Here is a 21,203-nt window from a genome sequence, read left to right as displayed (position 1 = left end):
GGCGCCCCTGCGCCGGCGCGTGGATCAGGGGCAGGCGACGCGCCATGCGTCGAGGTCGAGCTTCTTGATCAAGGTGGAGAGCCCGAGCGGCTTCGTGGCGGCGCAGACGGCGTTTGCCTGCGAGGCGTCGACGTACTCCGCGTGGAACACCGCCTTGCCGGCGCGGATGAACGGGGTGAGCATCTCGCACTCGTCGTATTCGTGGCACTCCTCGTTCAGGGCCCAGTCGAAGCTCCCCACCAGGTCTTTCACCTGATCGAGATCGTTCTTCAGCCCGATCGACAGCCCGCGCGCGTGCGCCTCGGCGGCGAGGAAGCGGTTGTAGTCGAGCTGCGTCGCCGCCGTCAGCGGGAAGCCGGGGCTGTTGGTGTAGCCGTCGACGTTGTCGGGCTCCACGCCGTCGCAGCGCCGCTGCACCGCCAGGTCCAGCCGGGCCTTCATGACGTCGCGCACGCCGGCGTTGCGGGTGTCGAGCCACCGCTCGCCCGGCCAGCCGTCGAGCGGGTTGCCGAGCGCCGCGGCGGGGAACTTCGACGCGTCGTCGCGCCAGTCCTCGCTGCTCCCCGCGCTGAAGTAGCAGATCACCTTCTTCCCGGCCGCGCGCAGCGTGTCGATCTTCGCCTGCGGGGCGTCGAAGAGATCGATGTCGTACATGGCGACATCGAGGCTTGTGTCGATGGTGCCCGTGAGCTGCCATTGCCACGTCGTGCCCGGCGCGGGGACCCAGATGCCGCCGGTGGAGCCGCCGGTGCCTGTGGAGCCGCCGGAGCCGCCGCTACCGCCGGAGCCGCCCGAGCCGCCAGCGCCACCGCTGCCGCCGGCGCCGCCGCTGCCACCCGCCCCGCCGGCGCCGCCGCTGCCACCCGCCCCGCCGGCGCCACCGCTGCCACCCGCCCCGCCGGCGCCACCGCTGCCGCCGGCGCCACCGCTGCCGCCGGTACCACCGCTGCCGCCGGTACCACCGCTGCCGCCGGTACCACCGCTGCCGCCGGTACCACCGCTGCCGCCGGCGCCGCCACTCGTCGTGCCTGTGAGGACGAGCTTGTCGAGCATCGAGCTGTCGGCGGAGCTGCTCGTCGCGTACCGGATCTTGAGGGTACCGCCCGCCACGAACCGCCCGAGCGACCCCGGCAGGCCAAGGCTCGCGTTCGTCCAGGACCAGTCGCGCGCGAACGCGTTGTCGCCGACCGCGACCCACGCGCGGGCGGCCGCGTCCCACGCCTCGAAGGTCCAGCGCATCTCCGATCTCGCCGGGCCGCGGTAATTCACGCTCAGCGCGAGGGACGCGAGCTGCGCCGCCGAGGTGCCCGAGGGGAGCGTGTACTCGCACGTCGCGCTCGTGTTGGGCCCGAACTCGACGTACTTGCTCCACACGTCCTGCTGGCCCGTGAGTTCCCCCGTCGCGAGCGCGGCGGCCGTCTGCCCGGCGCCGATGCTGCCCCGGCTCACCGTCAGCCTGGAGCAGGTCATCGTGAGGGCGCCGGTGACAGCATCGCCGCTCGCCGCCGAGGCGATCTCCGCGTCGGAGCTCGCATCTGCGCCGCACCCCGCGGCGGCGAGCGTCGCGGCCAGGCTCACGAGGGCATGGCGCAGGGCGCCGCCGATCGCGAGAGAGGACGCCGGTCGGATGGGATAAGTCATGCTCGTCTCCTGTCGTGTTGGTCGTTGGTGAAGCCAGGCGCACGTCGGCGCGATGCGTCTCCAGACGCTCCGGTCCCCGCGATGGCTCCGGGCGATGGTGGTTCCCGCAGGTTCCCGCAGCGTCTGCGCGCGCCGTAGAGGCGCTGGTCCGTGCGCGCCGCAGAGGCATTGCAAGGCGGGGACCAGCGCGCGATCCGCGTCTTCCGCGCGGCGGCGCGCGCCGCCGTTGCCGAGGGTTGTGCAAGCGTCGTACACTTGCGCAACCTTCGAACGGCATGGCGGAGCGAGACCCTCGTCGACAGGAAGCTTCTCCGCCGAGCGCGGAGCCGCCGCGTGCCGCGGTCGAGGTCGCGACGGAGCTCGACGCCGCGGAGAGCGCGCCCGGCGAGGGGACGCCGCAGGGTCAAGCCTCCCTGATCGTTCGCGCAGGTGATGGCGCGGCGCGGGTGATCGATCTCACCGACGGCGATGTGGTCGCGGTCGGCCGCGCGCCGGAGTCCACGGTCTGCGTCGACGACGCCCGCGTCTCGCGCAACCACGCGCGCGTCGCGCGGCGGGGCCAGACCGTCGCGCTCGTCGACCTCGGGAGCCGCAATGGCACGTCGGTGAACGGCGCCGTCGTGCGCGGGGCGGAGCGGGCCCTCGCCGGCGGCGACGTGATCCGCATCGGCCCGGCCGAGATCGTCGTCGCGATCGCGGCGCCGGCGCCCGTCGAGGCGGCGCCGCCGGGGGCCGCGCCGGAGGCGCTGGAGGGCCCGCCCTCCGGCGCCGGCGCCGGGTTCGTCGTCGCGGACGAGGCCATGGTGAAGGTCTTCCAGGTGGTGCAGCGCCTCGCGCGCGCGCAGACGACGGTGCTCGTGCTCGGCGAGACGGGCTCGGGGAAAGAGGTCGTCTCCGAGCAGCTCCACCGCGCCAGCCCGCGCGCCGGGGGTCCGTTTGTGAGGCTCAGCTGCGCGGCGCTGCCCGAGGCGCTGCTAGAGAGCGAGCTCTTCGGGCACGAGAAGGCCGCCTTCACCGGGGCGGATCGCCGAAAAATCGGCTACTTCGAGGCGGCGCAGGGCGGCACGCTGCTGCTCGACGAGATCGGCGAGCTGCCCCTCGCCATGCAGGCCAAGCTGCTGCGCGTGCTCGAGAGCCGGCGCGTGGCCCGGATCGGCGGCACGCAGGAGATCGAGCTCGACGTGCGCGTCGTGTGCGCGACGCACCGGGACCTCCAGGCCGAGGTGGCGGCCGGGAGGTTCCGGCAGGATCTCTACTATCGCATCAGCACGTTCGTCCTCCGCGTCCCGCCGCTGCGCGAGCGGCGCGCCGAGATCGCGCTGCTCGCGCACCGCTTCGCGCAGCAGGTCGCCGGGCGCATGGGGGAGCGGGCGCCGCGCTTCGCGCCCGCGGCGATGCAGGCGCTCGAGGCCCACGCGTGGCCCGGCAACCTGCGCGAGCTGCGCAACGCGGTGGAGCACGCCGTCGTGCTGGCCGAGGGCGGCGTCATCGAGGTCGAGCACCTTCCGGCCTCGGTGGTGGAGGGCGCCGAGGGCGCCGCGCCCCCCTCGAGCGCGGGCGCGCCCCCGGCGAGCACGGGGGCGCCGCCGCCGTCCGCCGACGGCGGGACGATGCCGGCGCGCCTCGCCGAGCTGGAGAAGAAGAGCATCGAGGACGCGCTCGCCGCCGAGGGGAACAACCAGACGCGCGCGGCGAAGCGGCTCGGCATTTCGCGGCGCGCGCTGCTCTACAAGCTGGACAAGTACGACATCAGGCGGTGAGCCCCGGGGAGCGCGCATGGGCGCCGCGCCCGGGAGCCGGCGCGCTTCGGCGAGGGGGGATGCTGGTGGAGTCGCCGGTGGCGAGCCGGCGCGCGAGCTCGGCCAGGTCTCGCTCGAACGCCTCGGCGTGCTCCTTCCCGACACGCCGGGTGATGGCGACGTGGATCGCCAGGCTCATGCGCGGGTTGCCTGGTTCCGCGTGTCAGAAATCCCGCCAGGATTTCTGAGACGACGCGGCGGAGGCGGACGAAATGTTAACAATTTCAACATATTCTGTCTGACTCGCGGGCGGGTCCCTCGCTGGCGTGGCCCAACGCGGGCCCAAATGAATAGGCGTTTGCGGGACTGCGCCGGGACCTCGCCGCCGCTGCTGCTCAGGCGCAGTCCCGCAAACGCCTATTCATTCTGCGCTCCCGGTAGTTCGCCGCGAACTACCGGTGTACGCACCCGGAAAGAACATCAAGCGATGTCGCGGGGTTAGGTGTTTTTGGAAGCGCTGCTGAGGGGCCGAAAAACGGGGAAAACGAAGGGCGCGATTTGGTAGTTCTGCGCGCCCCCTCAGCGACGCGCGCGGAGGTGACGCGAGGGGGGCCCCGATGTAGGCACACTGAATAGGCGTTTGCGGGACTGCGCCTGAGCAGCAGCGGCGGCGAGGTCCCGGCGCAGTCCTGCAAACGTCGGGTTGGACCGGGCCGGTTCGCGGCCGGGCGAGGCGGTCGCGGGGTCTATGGGGATCCTGCCCGAGAAGGCAGCAGAGGGCGGGTGCGGCGGGGCTTGCACGCGTGGTGCATCCCGCCGCCACGACGTCGGGCGCAGACGTGCCGAGACAGAGCGCGATGCCGATGGAGGCCCAGCAGCACGCACGCTGCCGACATGGACGGCGCAGAAGGCGGATCGATGCCTGACCGCCACGCGACGGAGGTGGTGTTGTTGCTCCTGCCCAGGCCAGCGATGCTCATGACGTGTCCGGAGGAGCAGCGGAAGAGGCGACGACGCACGACGGCAGCGGGCGGCGAGCCATCGCAGCCTGGCCGCAGCGAGGGCAGATGGACAGGTCGATCCCCGTGAGCGCGGTGAGCAGCGTGCACCAGTCGACCTTGACGACGTGGCGCGCAGAGGGCTCGTGCTCGTGAGAGCTGCCTTCCCGGTGCTCATCTCCCCGGACAGCGCGCTGCCCTGCGTCTCGCGCCGCCAGGATCCTCGTGCGTGCCACCTCGAGCGTGGTGGTGGCGTGACACGCAGCCATCAGGCCGAAGTGTCGGATCTTCACGAAGCGATGAGGCAGCACGTGCAGCAGGAAGCGACGCAGAAACTCCTCTGCGGAGAGCGTCACGGTCTTGTCTCCGCGGGTCCGGAAGCACACGCCGCGCTCATCCATCCACCGCAGCCGGTGATTGGACAGCCCGACACGGTGGGTATAGCGACCGAGGTAAGCAAAGACCTGCTCGGGCCCAGCGAAGGGCGGCTTGGCGTACACCACCCAGGGCTTGCGGTAGAGCGCGCCGAGCAGCGCAGCGAAGGCAGCGGGGTTGGCCAGCGCGGCGGCCCCGCCGGTCAGGTCGAGCTCTCCTTGGTCATAGGCCTGCCGAAGCGCAGCGAGCAACTTGCCACGGAAGAGCTTGCCGAGGACCTGCACAGGGAAGAGGTAGCCGCGCCGCCCCTCGATCCAGCGCGAGCCGTCGAGCGAGAGCCCACCGCCGGTGACGATACAGTGCAGGTGTGGATGGAAGCTGAGGTTGCGGCTCCAGGTGTGCAGCACGGCGGTGACACCGAGGTCGGCGCCGAGCCGTTTGGGATCGCGGCCGAGCGTGAGCAGCGTCTGCGAGCCGCACTGGAAGAGCAGATCGAAGACCGTCTGCGGGTTGACGAGCGCCAGCGGGCGCAGCTCGGCCGGGAGCGTGAAGACGACGTGGAAGTAGTGCGTCGGCAGGATGCGCTGCTGCCGCTCGGCGATCCACCTGGCCTGGCTGAGGCTCTGGCACTTGGGACAGTGGCGGTTGCGGCAGGAGTTGTACGAGGGCTGCTCGTGGCCGCAGCTCGTGCACACGTCGACATGGCCGCCCAGCACCGCGGTCCTGCACGCCGCGATGTCGCGCAGGACCTTGCGCTGGGCGGCGGAGACGGCGTGGGCGCGCAGGTAGGCCTCGCCGTGGGCGCGGACGATATCCGCGACCTCGAGACGAGGCCTACCCGTCGCCGCGGGCCGCGGCGCCAGGCGATGCGTGAGCACGCGACCTCAGCCGAGCTTCTTCTTGGCCTCCTGGGTGCCGAGCACTTCGGCCGGGCTGCGGGTGCGACCGACGTGAGCCTGGCTGACGCGGACGTAGCGGACGGTGGTGCGGATGGAGCGGTGGCCGAGCAGGGCCTGGATGACGCGGATGTCGGTGCCGAGCTCGAGCAGGTGGGTGGCAAAGCTGTGCCGCAGCACGTGCGGGGTGACGCGCTTGTGCAGCTTGCAGCGCCTCGCCGCCTCGCGCAGCGCGTTGCGCACCGCCTCGTGCGAGATGACCGAGCCCTGCTTGCGACCCGGGAACAGCTCCGGTCCAGCCGGTCTCTCCGCCCGCCAGTAGATGCGCAGCGCGGTCAGCACGGGGGCGCTGAGCATCACGTACCGATCACGCCCGAGCTTGCCATTGCGGACGTGGATGAGGTTGCGCTTGCTGTCGACGTCCTCGACCCGCAGCGAGCAGACCTCATCGATCCGCAGACCGGCACCGTACGCCGTCAGTACGATCGTGCGCTGCTTGACCGAGCCGATCGCGTTGAGCAGCGCCTCGACCTCGGTGCCGCTGAGGACCGGCGGCAGCTTCTGGGGCACCTTCGGCCAGGGGATCGCGACGGCGACCTCCGGACGCCCGAGCGTGGTGGCGTAGAGGAACTTGATCGCCGCCACGTACTGGTGCTGCGTCGCCTCCGCGATCTTTCGCTGCTCGGCGAGGTAGAGCAAAAACGCGCGCACCTCGTCGAGACCCATCTGCTGCGGCGGCTTGCGGTGGTAGGCTACGAAGGCCCGTGCGCAGCGGAGGTAATTGTCGCATGTCGACGGCTTGTATCGCCGCAGCTTCAGGTCTTCGGCCATTCGATCGCGGAGCTGTCCCATCGCTGCCCTCCTGGTGGACGCGGCGCCCGGGCAGGGGCGTCGCGAACGGCAGGGTGGGCAGGGAATGCGGTGGCGGGCGGCCAGACCTGCGCTGCGCCGGGCGTTTTTTTTCGCAATGAACACCGGCAAAATCCACGCTGCGGCAGCAATGAGTGCCGTCACAACCGCAGCGAAGACAAGGAGCCGAGCCGCAGCAGGAAATCGCGGCTCGGTATCCGCAATGCTTAACGGAGCAGGGCCCGCAGCATCTTCTTGAGCCTCACGCCGAGCTCCTGCACCTCGTCAGCATCGAGCTCGCTCGCGGCCCCGAGCGCCGCCGCTCCCAGGGTCTCGTGGAGGCCTACGCGGGGCGCGAGGGCGGCGTTTTCATCGCGGTCGCGGTCGTCGTCGCGATCGACCTCAGCAGGGACAGGAGCTGCCGCGAAGCGGCTTGGTCCAACGCGCAGAACGCGACCCACGCGCACCGCGCGAGAGAGTTCGGCCGGTCCGCCGTCGCCTCCGAAGCCCCACCCCGGTAGACGTAGCCGACCCGCACCGTCACCGGCTGCGCTCCTTCGAGGGGGCGCCCGGAGGCGTCCTTGCCGTCCCACGAGAACGTCGTCTCGCTGTTCGGCTCGCAGGGGCAGGCGAATCGCTCCTCGAAGCGCCGGCCGGCGATCTCGACGACCAGGTCGATGCGCTCGAGCGAGGCCGGCACGCCGCGGCGGCTGGGCGGGATTGTTAGGGCATCAGGCCGAGCGCGAAGAGGGCATCCGACCAGAGCGGCCAGAGCGTGCGGTAGGGGTGGGTCGCGAGCACCACGCCGCCGCTCGGGAGGCGCCGGACGTGGAACCGGGCGTGGTCGACAAGGAAATCGAAGTGGTCGAGGGTGATCTCGACCTCCGACAGGGCCGAGCCGCTGCCTGTCTCCGCGCCCCCTCCATCGCTCTCCCTGCGCTGCTGCGTCCGCTCGTAGATCTCGCGCGCGCGCGGCTCCGCGGCGCGCCACGCGCCGTCTGGGGTCTCCGCCGCGGCTTCGAGCGCTTCGAGCAGGGCGGAGGGTGGTGTTGCCATCGCCTTGAGGACGGTTTCGCGGGAGAGCGAGCTCGAATGCGCACCCGCATGTCGTAGCGCGACGCACGCGCCGGGCGGCGCGGCTTCCACCCGCGCGCGGAGCGCATCCAGCGACAGCCCCGCGGTGCGCGACACCCTGTCCTTGTCGTGAAGGCAGATCCACGAGAGGGCGAGGTCGCGCGCGAGGTCACGAGCGTCCGCGTTGTACGTCGCGCACAGGGCGACCGGCGCGAGCCAGGTGCGCGCCGTCGTGCAGCCACCGGTCGGGACGCGCCCGCTCGCGTCCGGCGCGCAGAGGCGGAGCAGGACGTCCTCGATGTCTTCCAGCGCCATGTGCCACGCGAGCACGGCCTCGGCCTGCACGGAGCGCGGGCCGCGGTCCAAAGCGAGGTCCATCCGCGTGAGGGGAAAGTCCTCGATGTGGCGGGGGTGCACGTGGATGGGACCCTTCGGCTTGAGACGCTCGCTCTTGTCGGTGAAGCAGCGAAGGATGCAATGGACGAAGTGCTCCTGGCTCAACGATGCGACGAAGTAGGTCTCCGCGTCGGTGCGTCCGAAGTGGGCTCGGAGCATCGCGACCACTTCATCCACGGAGATCGTATTGCATTCCGTGTCGTGGTCCATGATCGCGCGCATGCTGTACTGTGGCTCCTTGATGAGGGCCGACAGCGCCGCGCCGAACGCATCGACCCTCTGTGCCTCGTCACACCAGGCGAAGAAAAACGGACCTTCTCTCATCGATCGATCATCCTCGTGAGGCAGCCTGCGTCAGGACATGAGGCCGAGCACGAAGAGTGCGTCGGCCCAGAGCGGCCAGAGCGTGCGGTAGGGGTGGGTGGCCAGCACCACGCCGCCGCTCGGGAGGCGGCGGACGTGGAAGGGGGCGTGCTCTTCGAGGAAGCGGGTGTGCTCGCGGGTCGTGATGTCTACCCAGAACGCAGGTGGGACCTCCCCGGCGGCTTCATCGTCGAGCTGGCGGCTCAGCTCCAGGAGCTCGCGCGCCTTGGGCTCGGCCGCGCGCCACGCGTCGTCGGGCACCGCCGCGGCCTCTAGCGCTTCGAGCAGCGTGGCCGGCGGCGTCGCGAGCGCCTTGAGCACGGTCTCGCGCGAGAGCGAGCCCGTGAGCTCGCTCGTGCTGTTCATGGGCACGCGCGCGCCGCGCGGCGCGGCTTCCACCCGCGCGCGGAGCGCCTCCAGCGGCGTGCCGGAGATGCGGGAGACACTCTCCTTGTCGTGGAGGCTCACCCACGAGAGGGCGAGGTCACGCGCGAGCTCCGCGGCGTTCGCGTTGTAGGTCGCGCACATCTCGACCGGGGCGATCCAGTCCTCCTCGCCCGTACAGGCGCCGGTCGGGACGCGCCCGCTCGCGTCCGGCGCGCAGAGGCGCAGCAGGAGGTCCTCGATGTCGCCCTGGACCCGATGGCAGGCGACCGCGGCCTCGGCTTCCACGGAGCGGGGCCCTCTGCTCACGGCGATCTCGTAGGGGTAGAAATCCCGCTTGCGTTCGCCCGCAGTCAAGCACAGCGGGCCCCAAGGATGGAGTCGTTCGCTTTCGTCGGTGTAGCATTTGAGGCCGAACAGCATGGCGCACTCGGAACCGTTCGGCGTCACGCCAGAGCCTAGGTGAGCGTTGTTCGTTTCTCCGAAGTGAGCGCGGATCATCGCGAGCACTTCGTCCACGGAGCGCGTCTCGCACCCTTGCTGGTGGCTCATCATCAGGCTGATCAGAGCACCCGGGTTGACGAGGGCCGACAGTGCCGCGGCGAACGCGTCGAGCCGTTCTGCCTCGTCACACCATGCATAGAAGCAAGGCTCTGATTCGCTCATAGCCGGATCACCATAATGAATTCGTTGGAGTCTATCAAGGTCACGCTCTTACCCGTCTTCCAGTTGAACAGGTAGCCGTCCCGAACCGTAATGTTCGGGTCATCAAACTTCGCCCCCTGCTCCATGATGAGCTCATACCGGGCCACATCTCCATCCAGCCGTTTCTTCTTCAGCGCCTCCATCGCGTTCGTGAGCTGGTCGCGCACCTTCCTAACCTCGATCTTTCCGCCGCCCTTTGCCTCGCTCACGATCAGCTTGTGCCCGCTGGATATCGACACGAAGTCGGGCGCCGCCCCCTCGCTGCCACCAGGGCTTGAGTGCTTTGGAATGCCGACCACCTCGCGCACGCCGTCATCGCCGACCCCGACGAGCGATCGACCGTCGTCCACCAGGAACTTCGCCGCCTTCTTCTCGAAGATGTCCACATCGAACTTGGTGATCGCCCCGCGGAGGTTCTTGTACCCCCGGACGCGTTTCATTTTCACGATCTTGGCGAACACCTCCTCGATCTCGGCGATCTCCCCGGCCACCCGGATCGCCGCCGGCCGCAGCCCGCTGCTGATCTTGACCGCGCGCCACATCGGCCCGACCGCGCCGAGTCCGAACCCCATCCCTGAGAAGATCCGCTCCTCGTCGCTGAGCTCCTCGCCCGACGGCAGGCACCACGCCTTCCCCGTCACCGCCTCGCACAGGTCGAGCGTCGGCCCCACCACCGGCACGAAGCCCACCCCGATGCGCGTCGTCGCGTGCACCAGCGTCTGCATCACCTCCGCGTACGCCTCGAAGCCTTCCGCGACCGTCGACATCGCGCCCGCAAACGCGCTGATCGTCTGGTAGAGCTGCGTCTGCTCCAGATCGAACCCCTCTCCCGTCCACAGGTTGAGGTTGTCCTTCATCTGGTCCGCGAGCGCATCGAACCGTGGCTTCAGCACCGTGTCCACCTGCGCCCGCAGGTCGGCAGGCACGGGCGAGTCCTCGAACCAGTCCGATGCATCCATGAACTGCCGCACGAACCCGGTGATCCGGTTCTGCGCCTTCAGGAACGCGTTGGTCTCCGCGAGCGACACGCCCATTCGGTCGCGCAGCGCGATCTCCAGCGCTCCGCGGTTGGCCCTCCACGCCCGAACGTTCGCCACGAAGTCCGCCCGAAACACCACCACCCGGCCGCTGACGTCTGCCTCCAGCGCCGCGAGCACCGCGTCCGCGTACGCCGCATAGGGATCCCGCCCCTCGTCGAACGCGCCGTCCACCTCCGCGATGTCCGGCACCTCGACCCACGGCACCTCGCTCTCCCCGAGCGCGTACGCCTGCGGGTCGTCCGGATCCCACCCCTCGGCGCGCGCGTCTTCCGTCGCCAGGTCCGCCACCTCGTCGGCCTGCGCGCCGAACTCGTCCATCAGCCGCGCGAGCTCGTCCTCGAGATCGCTGACGCTCTGCTTCAGGTCGTCGACGAGCTGCTCCATCGCCGCGCGCGTCTCCGGCGCGACCGCGTCCTTGTACCGGTCCAGGATCGCCTCGAGGTCGGTCCGCGAGATCTCGTCCAGCGGCCGGCCGACAAGGTCCTTGAGCTCGGTGTCGAGCTGCTGGAGCAGGTCCAGCTTCTCCGCCAGCAGGCCCACCGCCCGTGCGTTCGCCACGAGCGCCGCGCGCTCCTTGGCGATCTCGGCCAGCAGGATCTCGATGTCGCGCGCCAGCGCCGGGTTGACCTCCGCGAGGCTCAGGTCGAGGGTCGTGGCGCCGGAGAACGCCGTCCCGCTGCGCCGCACATGGAAGAGCGGCTTGTTCAGGCCGAGCGGCTCCGAGACGAGGCTCACAAGCTCGTGCGCGTCGGTGCACCAGTCGTCACCGCCAGCGTTCCGCACACCGAAGTGGAAGTCGTTCGCTCCGAACCGGAGCAGCACCGAGTCGAACTCCGCCTCCGCCTGGTGGCTTTGCGAGCCGTCATCGTGGGTCACCAGCGTGTCCGGAACCTCGTAGGTGGGGAGCGGCGTGTCGTTCACATGGAAGTACGTCCCTCCGTTGTGAGCGAGGAAAGGGGCCTCGCACGACGCGCTGGATTCCGTGCTAACCCAGTCCAGCCTGTACGGCGTGCCGGCCCACGCGAACGAGGGCGCCACCACCGCCAGCACCGTGACCAGCGCGACGAGCCTCTGGAACACCGCGGCGCTCCGGCCGCGCAGCGCAACGTCCTTGCAGCCTCTCATGTCCCCTCCGCGCCGCGCACGGCGGCGTCATACGCGATCGCGGCGCCCTTCACGTCCCCAGCGTCGAGCCTCGCCTGAGCCGCGTCGAGCTCCGCCGCGGCCATGCCCTTCTCCCGCAGCGCCGCGAGACCCGCCGCGATCTTCTGCGGCACCCCCGTCCTGAGCTCGGCCTCCGCGGCGTCGAACCGCCCTCGAAGCTCCGCGCACCCGGCCTCGCGCCAGGACGACCCCGCCGCCTCGCAGAGCGGTCGCAGCTGCGCCAGCGCCAGGAGCTCGCCGCACCGCTCGGCCAAGAGCGGCAGCCCGAGCTTCTCGCTCACCGGCGGCGCCGCCGACAGCGCCGCGACCTGCGCGCGCGCACGCTGCTCGAAGGCGTCCGACGCCTTACGCGTCCGCTCCCCTGCGATCGCCTCGCGCGCCCCCTCGTCCATCTGCAGCACGCGGAGCGCCTGCCGGCGCAGCGCGATGCCGCCGAGCAGCGCCGCCGCGGTCGCGTCGCTCCGGGCGACGCGACCCTTCACATAACCCAGCATCGCGTTCAGCGAGCGCAGCGCACCCGACGTCATGTCCGGCAGCACCGCGCCGTGCGTCGCGAGCAGCTCCCTGTGCGGCGCCATCACCTCATCGAAGGAGGCCGCGAAGACCTGGAGCGTCGCAGACCAACCCAGGATGTCCGCGGTGAGCTCGCCGGGCGCGCGGCTCGCCTCGCGCGCCGCCGCGAGTACGGCCTGCTCCACGCCGTCGAGGCCGTCGATATCCGACCGCGACGCCTGCGCCGAGAGCGCCGCGTACGCCGCCGTCTCCGCCGCCTCGGTCGCGCGATACGCGGCGAAGCGCGCCGCGACGCCCGCGTACTTCGATCGCAGCGGCGCGACGTCGCTCCGGGCCTGGTCGAAGACCGCCTGCACGGCCGCCATCGCCTGCCGGTCGGCCGCGAGCGTGGCGGCGAGCGGTTCCCTCTCGGCGCTGGCCTTGTCGAGCATCGCCGCCTTGAAGTTGCCGGCCGCGTCGACCGGCGCCTCCGCGAGCAGCACCCTCTGGCGGTCCCTCGCCTCGTCGAGCAACTGCGCGAGCTTGCCCGCGAGCGTCGCCCGCAGGGACTCGGCGTTCCTCGCGTCGTCGCGCACGTACGCAATCGCCTCGTCGATGTGGCCGAACCAGACGCCGAGCGAGGTTTCGCTCGCGACGATCTCCTCCGGCGTCTTGTTGTTCGGCCAGGTGGCCCACACCTCGATGGGCAGAGCGCCGTCCTTCTCGGCCTGGGCCCACGCGGCGCCAGGCCCCTGATTCTCGCCCACGCAGTGCTCCTCGCCGCCCACCGCGGCCGCGCAGAAGCTCCCGAACGTGTCGTCCCCGAACTTCCACAAGCACCCGGCCGCCGTCGCACCGAACGTCAGCGCGCCGATGGCCGCCGCAAGGAACGCCCTCCGTCGCGCCGGTCTGGATCTCTCGATCATGCTCATTGCCTCCACCCCGCGAAATTTCTCGCCCGCGCACGCTCGCCCGTCGATTTTCCAAAAGCAAGCGTCCCCACCAGAGCGCTAGGACATTGCTCGGCCGTGGATCGCGCCCCGAGCGCCAGGTTGTCCGTCCTCAATGCGCGGACAGTCGCCGAACCGGAGAGGTGTGCTTGGGGGTGCGTGGCGCCACCGCCTGTGGACCGACCGCGGGGTCGAGGCGGACGCCGCTGAGCTCGTGACCCTCGCCGGCGAGCTCCGCGAGCGAGGTCTCGGCGTCGTGCTCCTGGGGCGCCGCGCGGCTGTCCACGTCGCCACCAGCAGGCCCGCGGGCGCCCTCGTGGAGCTCCGGGCGTACCACCGTCGGCGCCCTGTCACACCAGGGTTCGCCTGAAGTGTCGTGATCCTATTCAGGGAAACGCAGCGTCTCGACCCGGGTGCCGTCCTCCCCCCGGATCTCTTCGCCAGACCAATCCCAGCTCACGCCGCCCTTCCCCGGCGGTCCGAGAGTATAGGTGACCCCCTCGAGCGTGAGCCGAGCTTCGTCGAGGTAGGCGATGCCGATCGAGTCGCCGCCGCGCCCGGGGCCGCCGTAGCCGCCATCGCCCCCTAGGCCGCCGTCGCCACCCTTGCAGGACCAGGTGCCGTCTCCCACGGCGCCGCCCAGTTCGCCTCGACCGCCTTTGCCCCCTTGCTCGGGTGGCCCGCCGTCGCCACCCGGTCCCCCGGCGAGCGTCTCGATCACGGTGTCGCGTACCGTCAGGTTGGCGTGGAGCGCGACGATCCCGATCGTCGGGTGGCCGTTCTCACCCCCTCGACCGCCTCGCCCACCGCAGCCACCAGCGCCTCCGGAGCCGCCGCCGGCGCCTCCCTTCGAGGCCACGCCGCACACGGCGAGGCCGCCTCGACGGCCACCGCCCCCGCCGCCGCCTTGACCCGGCATGCCCCTATCGCCGTCGCCTGCCCAATCGGCCTCCCATCCTGTCTCGGTGATACGCCCGATGCCCTGACCCGCGGCGCCGACGGTACCCCACATGCCGTTTTTCCCGGTGAAGCCGCCGCTGCAACCACCGTCTGCCCGGTTGCCAAGTCCTCCCTGCCCATCGTGGCCGGGGTCCGGCTCGGGTACGGGCTCGCCGGCCTCCCCATCTCCAGCGCCGTCGGCGCGCCCGTCGCCTCCCTTGCCACCGGCGCTCGGGATTCCGCCATCGCACGGATTCATCACCGCCGGGCCGCCGGGGACCGTGTCTGCCGAGCACGCATCGCCGCCATACACGCCATCCGGTCCGCGCGGTGCCTGGTTTAGCCCGCCCCATTTCTCGCCATCGTGGCCTGCCCATCCGTAGGAGGTGCGGAGCTCGCTCCGGATGAGCTCCACGGCCGTGTTGGAGCGAACAAGCATCGTGATCGGGGCCCACCCATCCAAGATCATGTCGACGATTGTCGATACCCCGTCCGCGGCGCCGCTGTCGCCGTCGCTCGCCGGCACAACGGTCAGGACGATGTCCGGCCTGTCCGAAATCTGAAGCACAGAGCGCGTGTCGGCCTGGCGCTTCCAGCTCACGCAGCCGAACCCCCCGATGAGATCCACGCCGGAAGGCAGCGTCAGGGGCCCGAAGAACCCGTCGGCGCACGCGAAGACGCGCCCTCGGCCGGTACGCGCGAGCTCCACGCCGCGCTGCAGCGTGCGCACCGGCTTGTCTTTGGTCGTGCCGGGGTTCGCGTCGTCGCCGCTGCCCCAGACGCCCCCCACGAACACGCCGCATCCATCTTCCCACACGTCGGCGGCGAGACGCTCGAGACAGACCGACTCCGGCGGCGGCTCGCCTTGACACGACGAGGTGCCGTCGCACGCCGGTCCGCCAGGCTCGTTGGGGCCCGGCGCGGTGCCGCAGCCGGCCAGGGCGAGCAGCAGCGCGGGGGACAGATGGATCGCTCTTGTGGTTCGCATCGTTCTTCCTCGATGTCGTGTCGTAGCGAGGGGGACAATCAGCGGGGCGGGGCGGGATTGGGCACGTCGAATTGACGGTAAGGCATGGAGTCGCCATCCTCGCCCATCCCCACCTCGTCATCTGGTCCTGCATTACCTGCGCTGCCGCCCTGGCCAGGGTTTCCAAGCTGTACAGGGGAGTCCGGCCCGATGCCCACGTAGGCGCTGTGAGCAGCGACGCCGTAGGACGACCCCCCGAGGCCGCCGCCGGCGTCGCCCCCGCGACCGCCGTGGCCACCCGCGCCGCCGGAGCACGCGGGCCACATCTCACTGACACCGGGAGGAGGCTTTCCACCATAGCCGCCGACGGAACCCCCGCCCCCCGGTTGGCCCGTGCCGCCGACCCCGCCGTTGCCGCCGTTGCCCGTAGTCACCCGAGTCGCCTCGAGCGTCACCGAGCTCCCGTGCAGGGCAACGACGCCGATGCTCGACCCGCCATAACCACCGCCTTTGCCCCCGAGGCCACCGCAGCCGCCGCTGCCACCTGAGCCGCCACCTGCGCCGGCCTGCGGGCGGCCAGCCGGGCACGCCCCCATCGCTCCCCGCGATTTGCTGCCGCCACCGCCGCCCCCTCCTTGACCGACGCCGCCCCTCTTTCCATCATCACCGCGGATTCCCATCCAGCCGTCTTCGGTGAGGTAGCCTGCGCCAACAGCACCGTCCGCGCGACCGGCGTCAGGGCCGTCCATCCCGTTTTCGCCATCAGCGCAACGCGCGCTAGCCGCGCCAGTGCCTCCAAGGCCGTTGCCTTCTGGATTCTCCGCGGGCCGCGGCTGCCCCGGAGCGCCATCGCCCCCCGACTCGAGCCCACCGTCGCCCCCGTAGCCTCCGGTGGACTCGACGCCATCGTCGCACACGGTCACGACTGCCAGCGCGCCCGTCGGGGAGTCCGTGGTGCAGGCGTTCGCGCCGTCGTTCCCCACCATGCCGGCATTCGCGCGGAAGCTCGGCGCGTCCTTCCCCGGTTCCCCGTCCTTGCCATCCCCCGCGACGACCACGCTTTCCCGCACGATCGCCCTGGCCCCCGCGCTCAAGATCACCGCGATCGACGACTTGCCGTCGGGTGCCGAGGCGCCGGCCGCCTTGACGCTCGCGCCGAAGACCGTTGACGTCTTGCCCTCCTTTTCGCCTGCGATCACCCTCAGCGGGATCCCCCCCGGCGGAGCGATGATCGTCGGGTGCTCCGGCCCGCCGAATGACCCCTCGTACGACCAATCCCCGCCGTCACACAGGCGCCCGCCCCAGAGGTCGACCCCCGAGGGCAGCGTGATCGTCTCCGCGAACTCCCCGCCGCACGCGTACACGCGCCGGGTCGGCTTCTCGTCGTGGCTTCGCCCGTACGCGGCGAGCCCAATCGCGTGTTGCAGGGTCTTCACCGGCGCGTCCTTCGTTCCGGGGCTGTTGTCGTCGCCCTGCTCGCTGACGAACACCCCGCACTCGTCGAGCGCCATTGCCGTCGCTGGGTTGCCGTCACAGAGAGTCGGCTCAGGCGCAGGGGCGCACTCCATCACTTCCCAGCAATCGTCACGGTACGAAGTGCAAGCTAGCAGCGTGCTGCTCGCTCCCCACGCACAGACCACGACAGCAACGGCGGCGGCCAGCGCTCCTCGGCCTTCCCGTGGCCGCATCCCCTCGGTACCCGGCATGGTCACCACACCCCCTCGATGCTCACGCCCGTCTCGTGCCCGGTCACGACGGGCGATATCTGGACCCGATCCTGAGCTCGCGTGCGGCCCAGGAAGGAGAAGTCCGTGAAGAAGGACGCGGCGGTGGCCGCGCCGATCACACCGCCCGTGATGACCAGGGCCATGCCTACCCGGTCGGACAGGTTGCGCGCGTCGCGCAGGCGCCGCAGCTCGCCGCACGGCGAGCGCTCCGGCGCTTGCCAGCACATGGACGAGCTTGATCTGGGGTCGCTCTGGAGCTGGTCACGCCGCGCGCTCATGTCCTGATCGAGCTTGCTGGCGCTGATCATGAGGATCGCGCCTGCCGATACGGTGCCCGTCGCGAGCGAGATTCCCACGACACGCAGCGTGCCCGGCCACGAGGCCCACGGGCTGGGGGCCTGCGCGCGCGGAGCGGGCAAAGCGCGCACCGGAGTCGGCGTCGTGGTCGTGGTCCCCTTGGCGCTGCTCGCCTCCTTGGTGCCGCTCGCCGCCGCACACAGCAACGGCATCGTGAACTCGTGCTCCGCGCCCGCCACGGCGCGCAAGGAATGAAGAGCGTCCTTACAGCCCGGTGCACGGCCCCGCACCATGTGTTGGCCTGGCTCGAAGAACAGCGTGTAGGTCCGCGCGGTCCGGCCGATGCGCTTGCCGTCGACGAGCACCTCGGCGTCGGGCGGATCGACGCCGAGCACGAGCCGCGCGACGTGCGGTGCTGCGTTGCGCTGCCCTGCCTCGAATCGCTGCTGGAGCGCCTCTGGCAACGCTTCGCGCTGTTCTAGGCTCCTGGCCAGGTGCTCGGCCGCGTCGCGGTACTTGTGCAGCGCGAGCTCGCAAAGGCCGAGCTCGCCGGCGAGCTCCGCGCGCTCCACCTCGGTGCTGGTCGCCGCGTCCGCGGCCTCCAAAGCTGCCTTGTATTCAGCGGTTGCCTCGGTCCACAGCCCGGCCTTGCGCGCTTTCTGACCACGGCGAACATGCTCCTTCACCGTCGATCGGTCGCTCGGTCCCGCCTTCGGATGGATATTGTCCGCGCTGGCCGAGTTCGGGATGCCTGTTGCGGCCCCGAGCGCAAGAAAAATCGAGAGCGAATGCGCAATGCAACGCATGCCGCGACGGTACCGACGCCGGCTGCTAGGCGTCAACCGGCAGAAACCGCCACGTCTCGGCGGTCTCGGTGGGAATTGGCGGTCGGATGAGGGAATGCGTTCAACCATCCGTCAGACATGGCCAAGCGTAGTCTAAGAAACCACATGGCGGCACATTATCCGACCGAAGTTGCTCCTCGACTCATTTCTCTGAACCTTTTGGGCCGCCTCGCGTGTGCTGCTTACCGTGGCCAAGCCAGCGACCGTCTCCCCCGGCTTCGAGCTCTTCCGGCGCCTGGCCAGGCGCCACGGTGTACCGGCGCGAAACGCCGAGGATATCGCCCAGGAAGCGCTGCTGCGGGGGCTCGACGCCGACCAACGGATCGAGCCGGGCGGAGATCCGAGGCCCTACCGTGTCACGATCGCTGTCAACCAGGCGCGCAATCACGTCCGGGACGCGCGCTGCCGCGGTGAGGTGCTCACGTCGTTCGATGAGCGCGAGATCCGAGATGAGCTCCCCACGCCGGAAGAGCTGCTCCGCAGACGGCAGCGGGAGAAGCTCACCCGGCAGCTGATCGACCAACTCGAGCCCAAGTACCGGGATCTCGTGATCAAGCACGACCTCGAGGAGGTCCCGCTCGCCGAGATCGCCGCCGAGCAGGGGCTCCCGCTCGACACGGTGAAGACGCGACACCGGCGGGCGCACAAGGAGCTCGAGGTGCAGGGGGGACGGTGGCAGGCGCAGGAGCGCTCTCAGGGAAGGGACGGGAGCATTTGCGTGCCGCTTGCACTGGGCTTCGGCCGTCGTGCGTCGTGGGTGGCCTCGCTGCGCCGGCTGGGCCTGAGGATCGTCGTTCAGGCCGCGCTCGTCCTGCTGACCGGCGCGCTCGTCTCCGCCGTGCCGCCCTTGCCCGACCTGGAATCGTGGCTCAGGGTGGCGGCGGTCCGCGCCCCTGCCACCGCGCCCGCGGAGCAGGACACCGTAACGCCCCCCGCGCGAGATGGCGCCCAGGGCGCCGCGGGGCCCGCCAGCGGAGATGGGGCGCCCGACGCGGCGGCGCCCGCCGCGGCGACCGTGCACGAGATGTCGTCGCGCACGGAACACGGAAGCGCGCACGGCGAGGCGATGGCGACCGGCACGCCCGCTCCGTCGAACGCGAAGACGAGAAGTCACCGGGCCGCGCCTCCGGCGAGCGCCGTTCGACCGGCCGCCGGCGAGGTCGAGAGGAGCCTGGTCGACCAGGCGCGGAGGGCAATCGAGGCCAACGACGTCATGGCCGACGTCGAGGCTCGGCGGCTGCTCGAGGCCCACGCGCGGCAGTTCCCGCGAGGGCGGCTCGCCGCAGAGCGCGAAGCGCTGCTCAGGCAGCTTCGCTGAATCGTCGGCTACCCATCAACAGCTAGGCAGGCGGGGATAGCGGTGCTGCTTTCGCGCAGCGCAACGCCGAGATCCGCCTTGCGTCGGACAACAACGCTCAGGTCCAGGAGGCGAAAGTTCATGGAAGACATGCTGGGTGCGATGTGGCTCGTGTCGCCGCTCGGGCTCGCGATGATCGCGTGCGTCGCGATCGGCTTCGCGGTGACCGCGCGCGAAGCGCTGGGACGCGAGCGCGAGCTTCGCGAGGCGCGCGAGCACGCGCATGATGACGAGGAGGCGGCCCTCACCGATGCGAAGGCGCAGGCCGCGGGGGAACGCGACCGATATCGGCGCCTTCTGGACTGTCACGTCGACGCGGCGCTTGCAGAGCTGACAGACGCCCGAGCGCGCCCCGCTCCCCGGCCGGGGAGGGTCCTGGAGTCGTTCTGTGCGACGACGCCTTCGTGGAGGAGAAAGCTGGGCGAGAGCACGGGGTTGGAACCAAGGGAGGTGGAGCGGTTGCTGAGGAGCGACCTCCCCATGACGCCCGGCCTCGCGCGGCAGCTGGAGTCCTTCACCGGCGCGCCGGCGCGGTACTGGGAGCGCCTCTGGCGGCTACACGACGGCTACCGAACGGACGCAGAGGAGACCGTGGTGATCCAGGTGGGCGAGCCCGTTGCCAAGCGCGAGAGCTCAGCGCGTCCAGCGGAGTCGCCGGCCCCGAGTTCGGCGCCGCCGACTCCGCCGACGGTATCTCCCCGCGCGCTCGACGTTCCTCCGCCCGTGGTGCCGTCTCCCGAGCTGGTGGCCAGGAGCCCGGGGGCGAAGCTCCCGCCGCCTCCACTGCCGCGGCTTCGGTCGCCGCGCCCTGTCCGTGCCGTCGCGGGGGAAGAGCTCGCCCGTCGTGCTGCCACCCTGACGAGCTTCCCGCTACAGCCTGACGAAGGAAGGGCGAGCGCCGCCAACGGGTCCGATTGGGAGGAAGCAGAGCGCTCGCCGCTGAACACCACCCTTCCGGGAGTAGGGAGCAGTGGGTGAGCGCCGCCGCGCCTTGCAGCTACACGCCATCAGGCGCCTGCTGGCGAGCGCGCCACCGCTACGGGAACTGAGCAGCTACGGCTGACGTCTTCCTTTGGTAGCGGACCGGGAAGACCGCGAAACGGTGCCGCAGGAGTGCGGACGCGCGGCATCATCCTCTTACGGGTGATTGCTAGCGCGGGAGGGTAAAGCGATGGGTCGTCTGTCGAATGAAGACGAGCGCGCCGCAGCGCATGCGCGCTTATTTTGCCCGGCGCTGGTTCGTGCCGTGCTGAGCTGGCTGAGGAGACTGGGAATCCCACGGTGCCATCGTACCGACGTCGCAGGCCAAGTCTGGCTCAACGCCTGGCAGAGCTGGCCCAGGTTCGATCCGAAGCGCGGCAGGCCGGAACGCTGGTTGAACGCGATCACCGTACACGTTGCCTCGCACTATCACGAGCGTATGCGGCATCGCAGGGAGGAGCTCGTCCCCTTGATCGATGTGGCCGATCCAGCGCCGGATGCCGCTGCTACGATGGAATCCGACAGCATCAGGGCGGGCGCCATCGAAGCTGTGAAGGAGCTCGACCCGAAGCTGCGCTTTGTTCTCGTGGCACATGATCTCAAGGGAGTCTCGATGGCCCAGATCGCCGAAGACGCAGGGCTACCTCTCTCTGTGATTTACAAGCGACGCGCCAAGGCGATTGTTGCGCTGCGCGACATCATTGGGCTTCGGGAACCCCTGGAGGACTTCACCCGGAGAGTGGGGCCGCAATGACCATCAAAGGCCTGATCGTTCACTTCCGGCGCGACTTGGACGATCACGAGGCCGAGCGAACAATCGACGCTCTCATGATGATCAAAGGGGTTAGCAAGGTGTCACCTGTCGCAGCCGGTTACGAGGACGACCTGAACCGGCATCGGGTCAAGCGAGAGCTCCGCGACAAGCTACTCGCGCTTCTGGACGACGAATAGACGTCGAGCTTGAGGCTGGCGACCCAGCGCCCAAGGCCGCCCGCGGCCGGCGGGGTCACCGAGCTTGCCGGCC

17 protein-coding genes are annotated in these 21,203 nt (G+C 70.5%); 5 read left to right on the top strand and 12 right to left on the bottom strand.

Annotated features, from left to right (window positions below; genetic code table 11):
- Positions 1 to 24: 24 nt before the first annotated feature.
- Entirely contained in the window at positions 25 to 1,641 is a 1,617-nt protein-coding gene (locus WMF11_RS22850) for an endo alpha-1,4 polygalactosaminidase (RefSeq protein WP_437978905.1), read from the bottom strand.
- Positions 1,642 to 1,916: 275 nt separating this feature from the next.
- Here WMF11_RS22850 and WMF11_RS22845 point away from each other — a divergent pair, with 275 nt between their 5' ends.
- The gene (locus tag WMF11_RS22845; protein ID WP_437910569.1) at positions 1,917 to 3,401 is read left to right on the top strand and encodes a sigma 54-interacting transcriptional regulator; all 1,485 of its coding nucleotides are present in this window, start codon (positions 1,917 to 1,919) and stop codon (positions 3,399 to 3,401) included.
- Here WMF11_RS22845 and WMF11_RS22840 read toward each other — a convergent pair.
- The 11 genes from WMF11_RS22840 to WMF11_RS22790 form a co-directional block, all read right to left on the bottom strand.
- A complete protein-coding gene (locus WMF11_RS22840) occupies positions 3,391 to 3,579 on the bottom strand; it encodes a hypothetical protein (protein ID WP_437978904.1) in 189 nt (62 codons plus the stop codon). The two genes, WMF11_RS22845 and WMF11_RS22840, sit on opposite strands and share 11 nt — an antisense overlap.
- A gap of 777 nt (positions 3,580 to 4,356) precedes the next feature.
- Positions 4,357 to 5,631, bottom strand: a complete 1,275-nt coding sequence (locus tag WMF11_RS22835; protein WP_437974295.1) for an IS91 family transposase — start codon at positions 5,629 to 5,631, stop codon at positions 4,357 to 4,359.
- Positions 5,632 to 5,637: 6 nt separating this feature from the next.
- A complete protein-coding gene (locus tag WMF11_RS22830; protein ID WP_437974294.1) occupies positions 5,638 to 6,501 on the bottom strand; it encodes a tyrosine-type recombinase/integrase in 864 nt (287 codons plus the stop codon).
- Positions 6,502 to 6,841: 340 nt separating this feature from the next.
- The gene (locus WMF11_RS22825; protein ID WP_437978903.1) at positions 6,842 to 7,198 is read right to left on the bottom strand and encodes a hypothetical protein; all 357 of its coding nucleotides are present in this window, start codon (positions 7,196 to 7,198) and stop codon (positions 6,842 to 6,844) included.
- A gap of 23 nt (positions 7,199 to 7,221) precedes the next feature.
- Positions 7,222 to 8,292, bottom strand: coding sequence for a hypothetical protein (locus WMF11_RS22820; RefSeq protein WP_437978902.1), 1,071 nt, complete (start codon positions 8,290 to 8,292; stop codon positions 7,222 to 7,224).
- A gap of 30 nt (positions 8,293 to 8,322) precedes the next feature.
- Positions 8,323 to 9,024: a hypothetical protein gene (locus tag WMF11_RS22815; RefSeq protein ID WP_437978901.1), complete on the bottom strand. Its 702-nt coding sequence runs from the start codon at positions 9,022 to 9,024 to the stop codon at positions 8,323 to 8,325.
- Positions 9,025 to 9,377: 353 nt separating this feature from the next.
- Positions 9,378 to 11,585, bottom strand: a complete 2,208-nt coding sequence (locus tag WMF11_RS22810) for a hypothetical protein (protein WP_437978900.1) — start codon at positions 11,583 to 11,585, stop codon at positions 9,378 to 9,380.
- Entirely contained in the window at positions 11,582 to 13,042 is a 1,461-nt protein-coding gene (locus WMF11_RS22805; RefSeq protein ID WP_437978899.1) for a hypothetical protein, read from the bottom strand. Before WMF11_RS22805 ends, WMF11_RS22810 begins: the two co-directional genes overlap by 4 nt.
- Positions 13,043 to 13,448: 406 nt before the next feature.
- Positions 13,449 to 14,993, bottom strand: coding sequence for a hypothetical protein (locus tag WMF11_RS22800; protein WP_437978898.1), 1,545 nt, complete (start codon positions 14,991 to 14,993; stop codon positions 13,449 to 13,451).
- A 38-nt stretch (positions 14,994 to 15,031) separates the two neighbouring features.
- On the bottom strand, positions 15,032 to 16,660 hold the full coding sequence (locus WMF11_RS22795; protein WP_437979332.1) for a hypothetical protein: 1,629 nt from the start codon (positions 16,658 to 16,660) through the stop codon (positions 15,032 to 15,034).
- A 20-nt stretch (positions 16,661 to 16,680) separates the two neighbouring features.
- Positions 16,681 to 17,601: a hypothetical protein gene (locus WMF11_RS22790; protein WP_437978897.1), complete on the bottom strand. Its 921-nt coding sequence runs from the start codon at positions 17,599 to 17,601 to the stop codon at positions 16,681 to 16,683.
- A gap of 427 nt (positions 17,602 to 18,028) precedes the next feature.
- On the opposite strand from WMF11_RS22790, the gene WMF11_RS22785 reads away from it, so the two are divergent.
- The 4 genes from WMF11_RS22785 to WMF11_RS22770 all read left to right on the top strand — a co-directional run bounded on the left by WMF11_RS22785 (position 18,029) and on the right by WMF11_RS22770 (position 21,130).
- Positions 18,029 to 19,159 carry an RNA polymerase sigma factor gene (locus WMF11_RS22785; protein WP_437978896.1) on the top strand — a complete coding sequence of 377 codons (1,131 nt, stop codon included), beginning with the start codon at positions 18,029 to 18,031 and terminating at the stop codon, positions 19,157 to 19,159.
- Positions 19,160 to 19,279: 120 nt separating this feature from the next.
- Positions 19,280 to 20,176, top strand: a complete 897-nt coding sequence (locus WMF11_RS22780) for a helix-turn-helix transcriptional regulator (protein ID WP_437978895.1) — start codon at positions 19,280 to 19,282, stop codon at positions 20,174 to 20,176.
- A gap of 193 nt (positions 20,177 to 20,369) precedes the next feature.
- Positions 20,370 to 20,933: a sigma-70 family RNA polymerase sigma factor gene (locus WMF11_RS22775; protein WP_437978894.1), complete on the top strand. Its 564-nt coding sequence runs from the start codon at positions 20,370 to 20,372 to the stop codon at positions 20,931 to 20,933.
- Entirely contained in the window at positions 20,930 to 21,130 is a 201-nt protein-coding gene (locus tag WMF11_RS22770; protein ID WP_437978893.1) for a hypothetical protein, read from the top strand. Before WMF11_RS22775 ends, WMF11_RS22770 begins: the two co-directional genes overlap by 4 nt.
- The last annotated feature ends 73 nt before the right edge of the window (positions 21,131 to 21,203 follow it).

This window comes from Sorangium sp. So ce295, assembly GCF_051527405.1.
Classification (GTDB): Bacteria; Myxococcota_A; Polyangia; order Polyangiales; family Polyangiaceae; genus Sorangium; species Sorangium cellulosum_B.
This window is presented reverse-complemented; position numbering and strand designations above follow the sequence as displayed.

Bases quoted from the DNA above. Each gene is read 5' to 3' on its own strand.
- WMF11_RS22850 (WP_437978905.1), bottom strand. From the start codon at position 1,641: ATGACTTATCCCATCCGACCGGCGTCCTCTCTCGCGATCGGCGGCGCC.
- WMF11_RS22845 (WP_437910569.1), top strand. From the start codon at position 1,917: ATGGCGGAGCGAGACCCTCGTCGACAGGAAGCTTCTCCGCCGAGCGCG.
- WMF11_RS22840 (WP_437978904.1), bottom strand. From the start codon at position 3,579: ATGAGCCTGGCGATCCACGTCGCCATCACCCGGCGTGTCGGGAAGGAG.
- WMF11_RS22830 (WP_437974294.1), bottom strand. From the start codon at position 6,501: ATGGGACAGCTCCGCGATCGAATGGCCGAAGACCTGAAGCTGCGGCGA.
- WMF11_RS22820 (WP_437978902.1), bottom strand. From the start codon at position 8,292: ATGAGAGAAGGTCCGTTTTTCTTCGCCTGGTGTGACGAGGCACAGAGG.
- WMF11_RS22810 (WP_437978900.1), bottom strand. From the start codon at position 11,585: ATGAGAGGCTGCAAGGACGTTGCGCTGCGCGGCCGGAGCGCCGCGGTG.
- WMF11_RS22805 (WP_437978899.1), bottom strand. From the start codon at position 13,042: ATGATCGAGAGATCCAGACCGGCGCGACGGAGGGCGTTCCTTGCGGCG.
- WMF11_RS22800 (WP_437978898.1), bottom strand. From the start codon at position 14,993: ATGCGAACCACAAGAGCGATCCATCTGTCCCCCGCGCTGCTGCTCGCC.
- WMF11_RS22795 (WP_437979332.1), bottom strand. From the start codon at position 16,660: ATGCGGCCACGGGAAGGCCGAGGAGCGCTGGCCGCCGCCGTTGCTGTC.
- WMF11_RS22780 (WP_437978895.1), top strand. From the start codon at position 19,280: ATGGAAGACATGCTGGGTGCGATGTGGCTCGTGTCGCCGCTCGGGCTC.
- WMF11_RS22775 (WP_437978894.1), top strand. From the start codon at position 20,370: ATGGGTCGTCTGTCGAATGAAGACGAGCGCGCCGCAGCGCATGCGCGC.
- WMF11_RS22770 (WP_437978893.1), top strand. From the start codon at position 20,930: ATGACCATCAAAGGCCTGATCGTTCACTTCCGGCGCGACTTGGACGAT.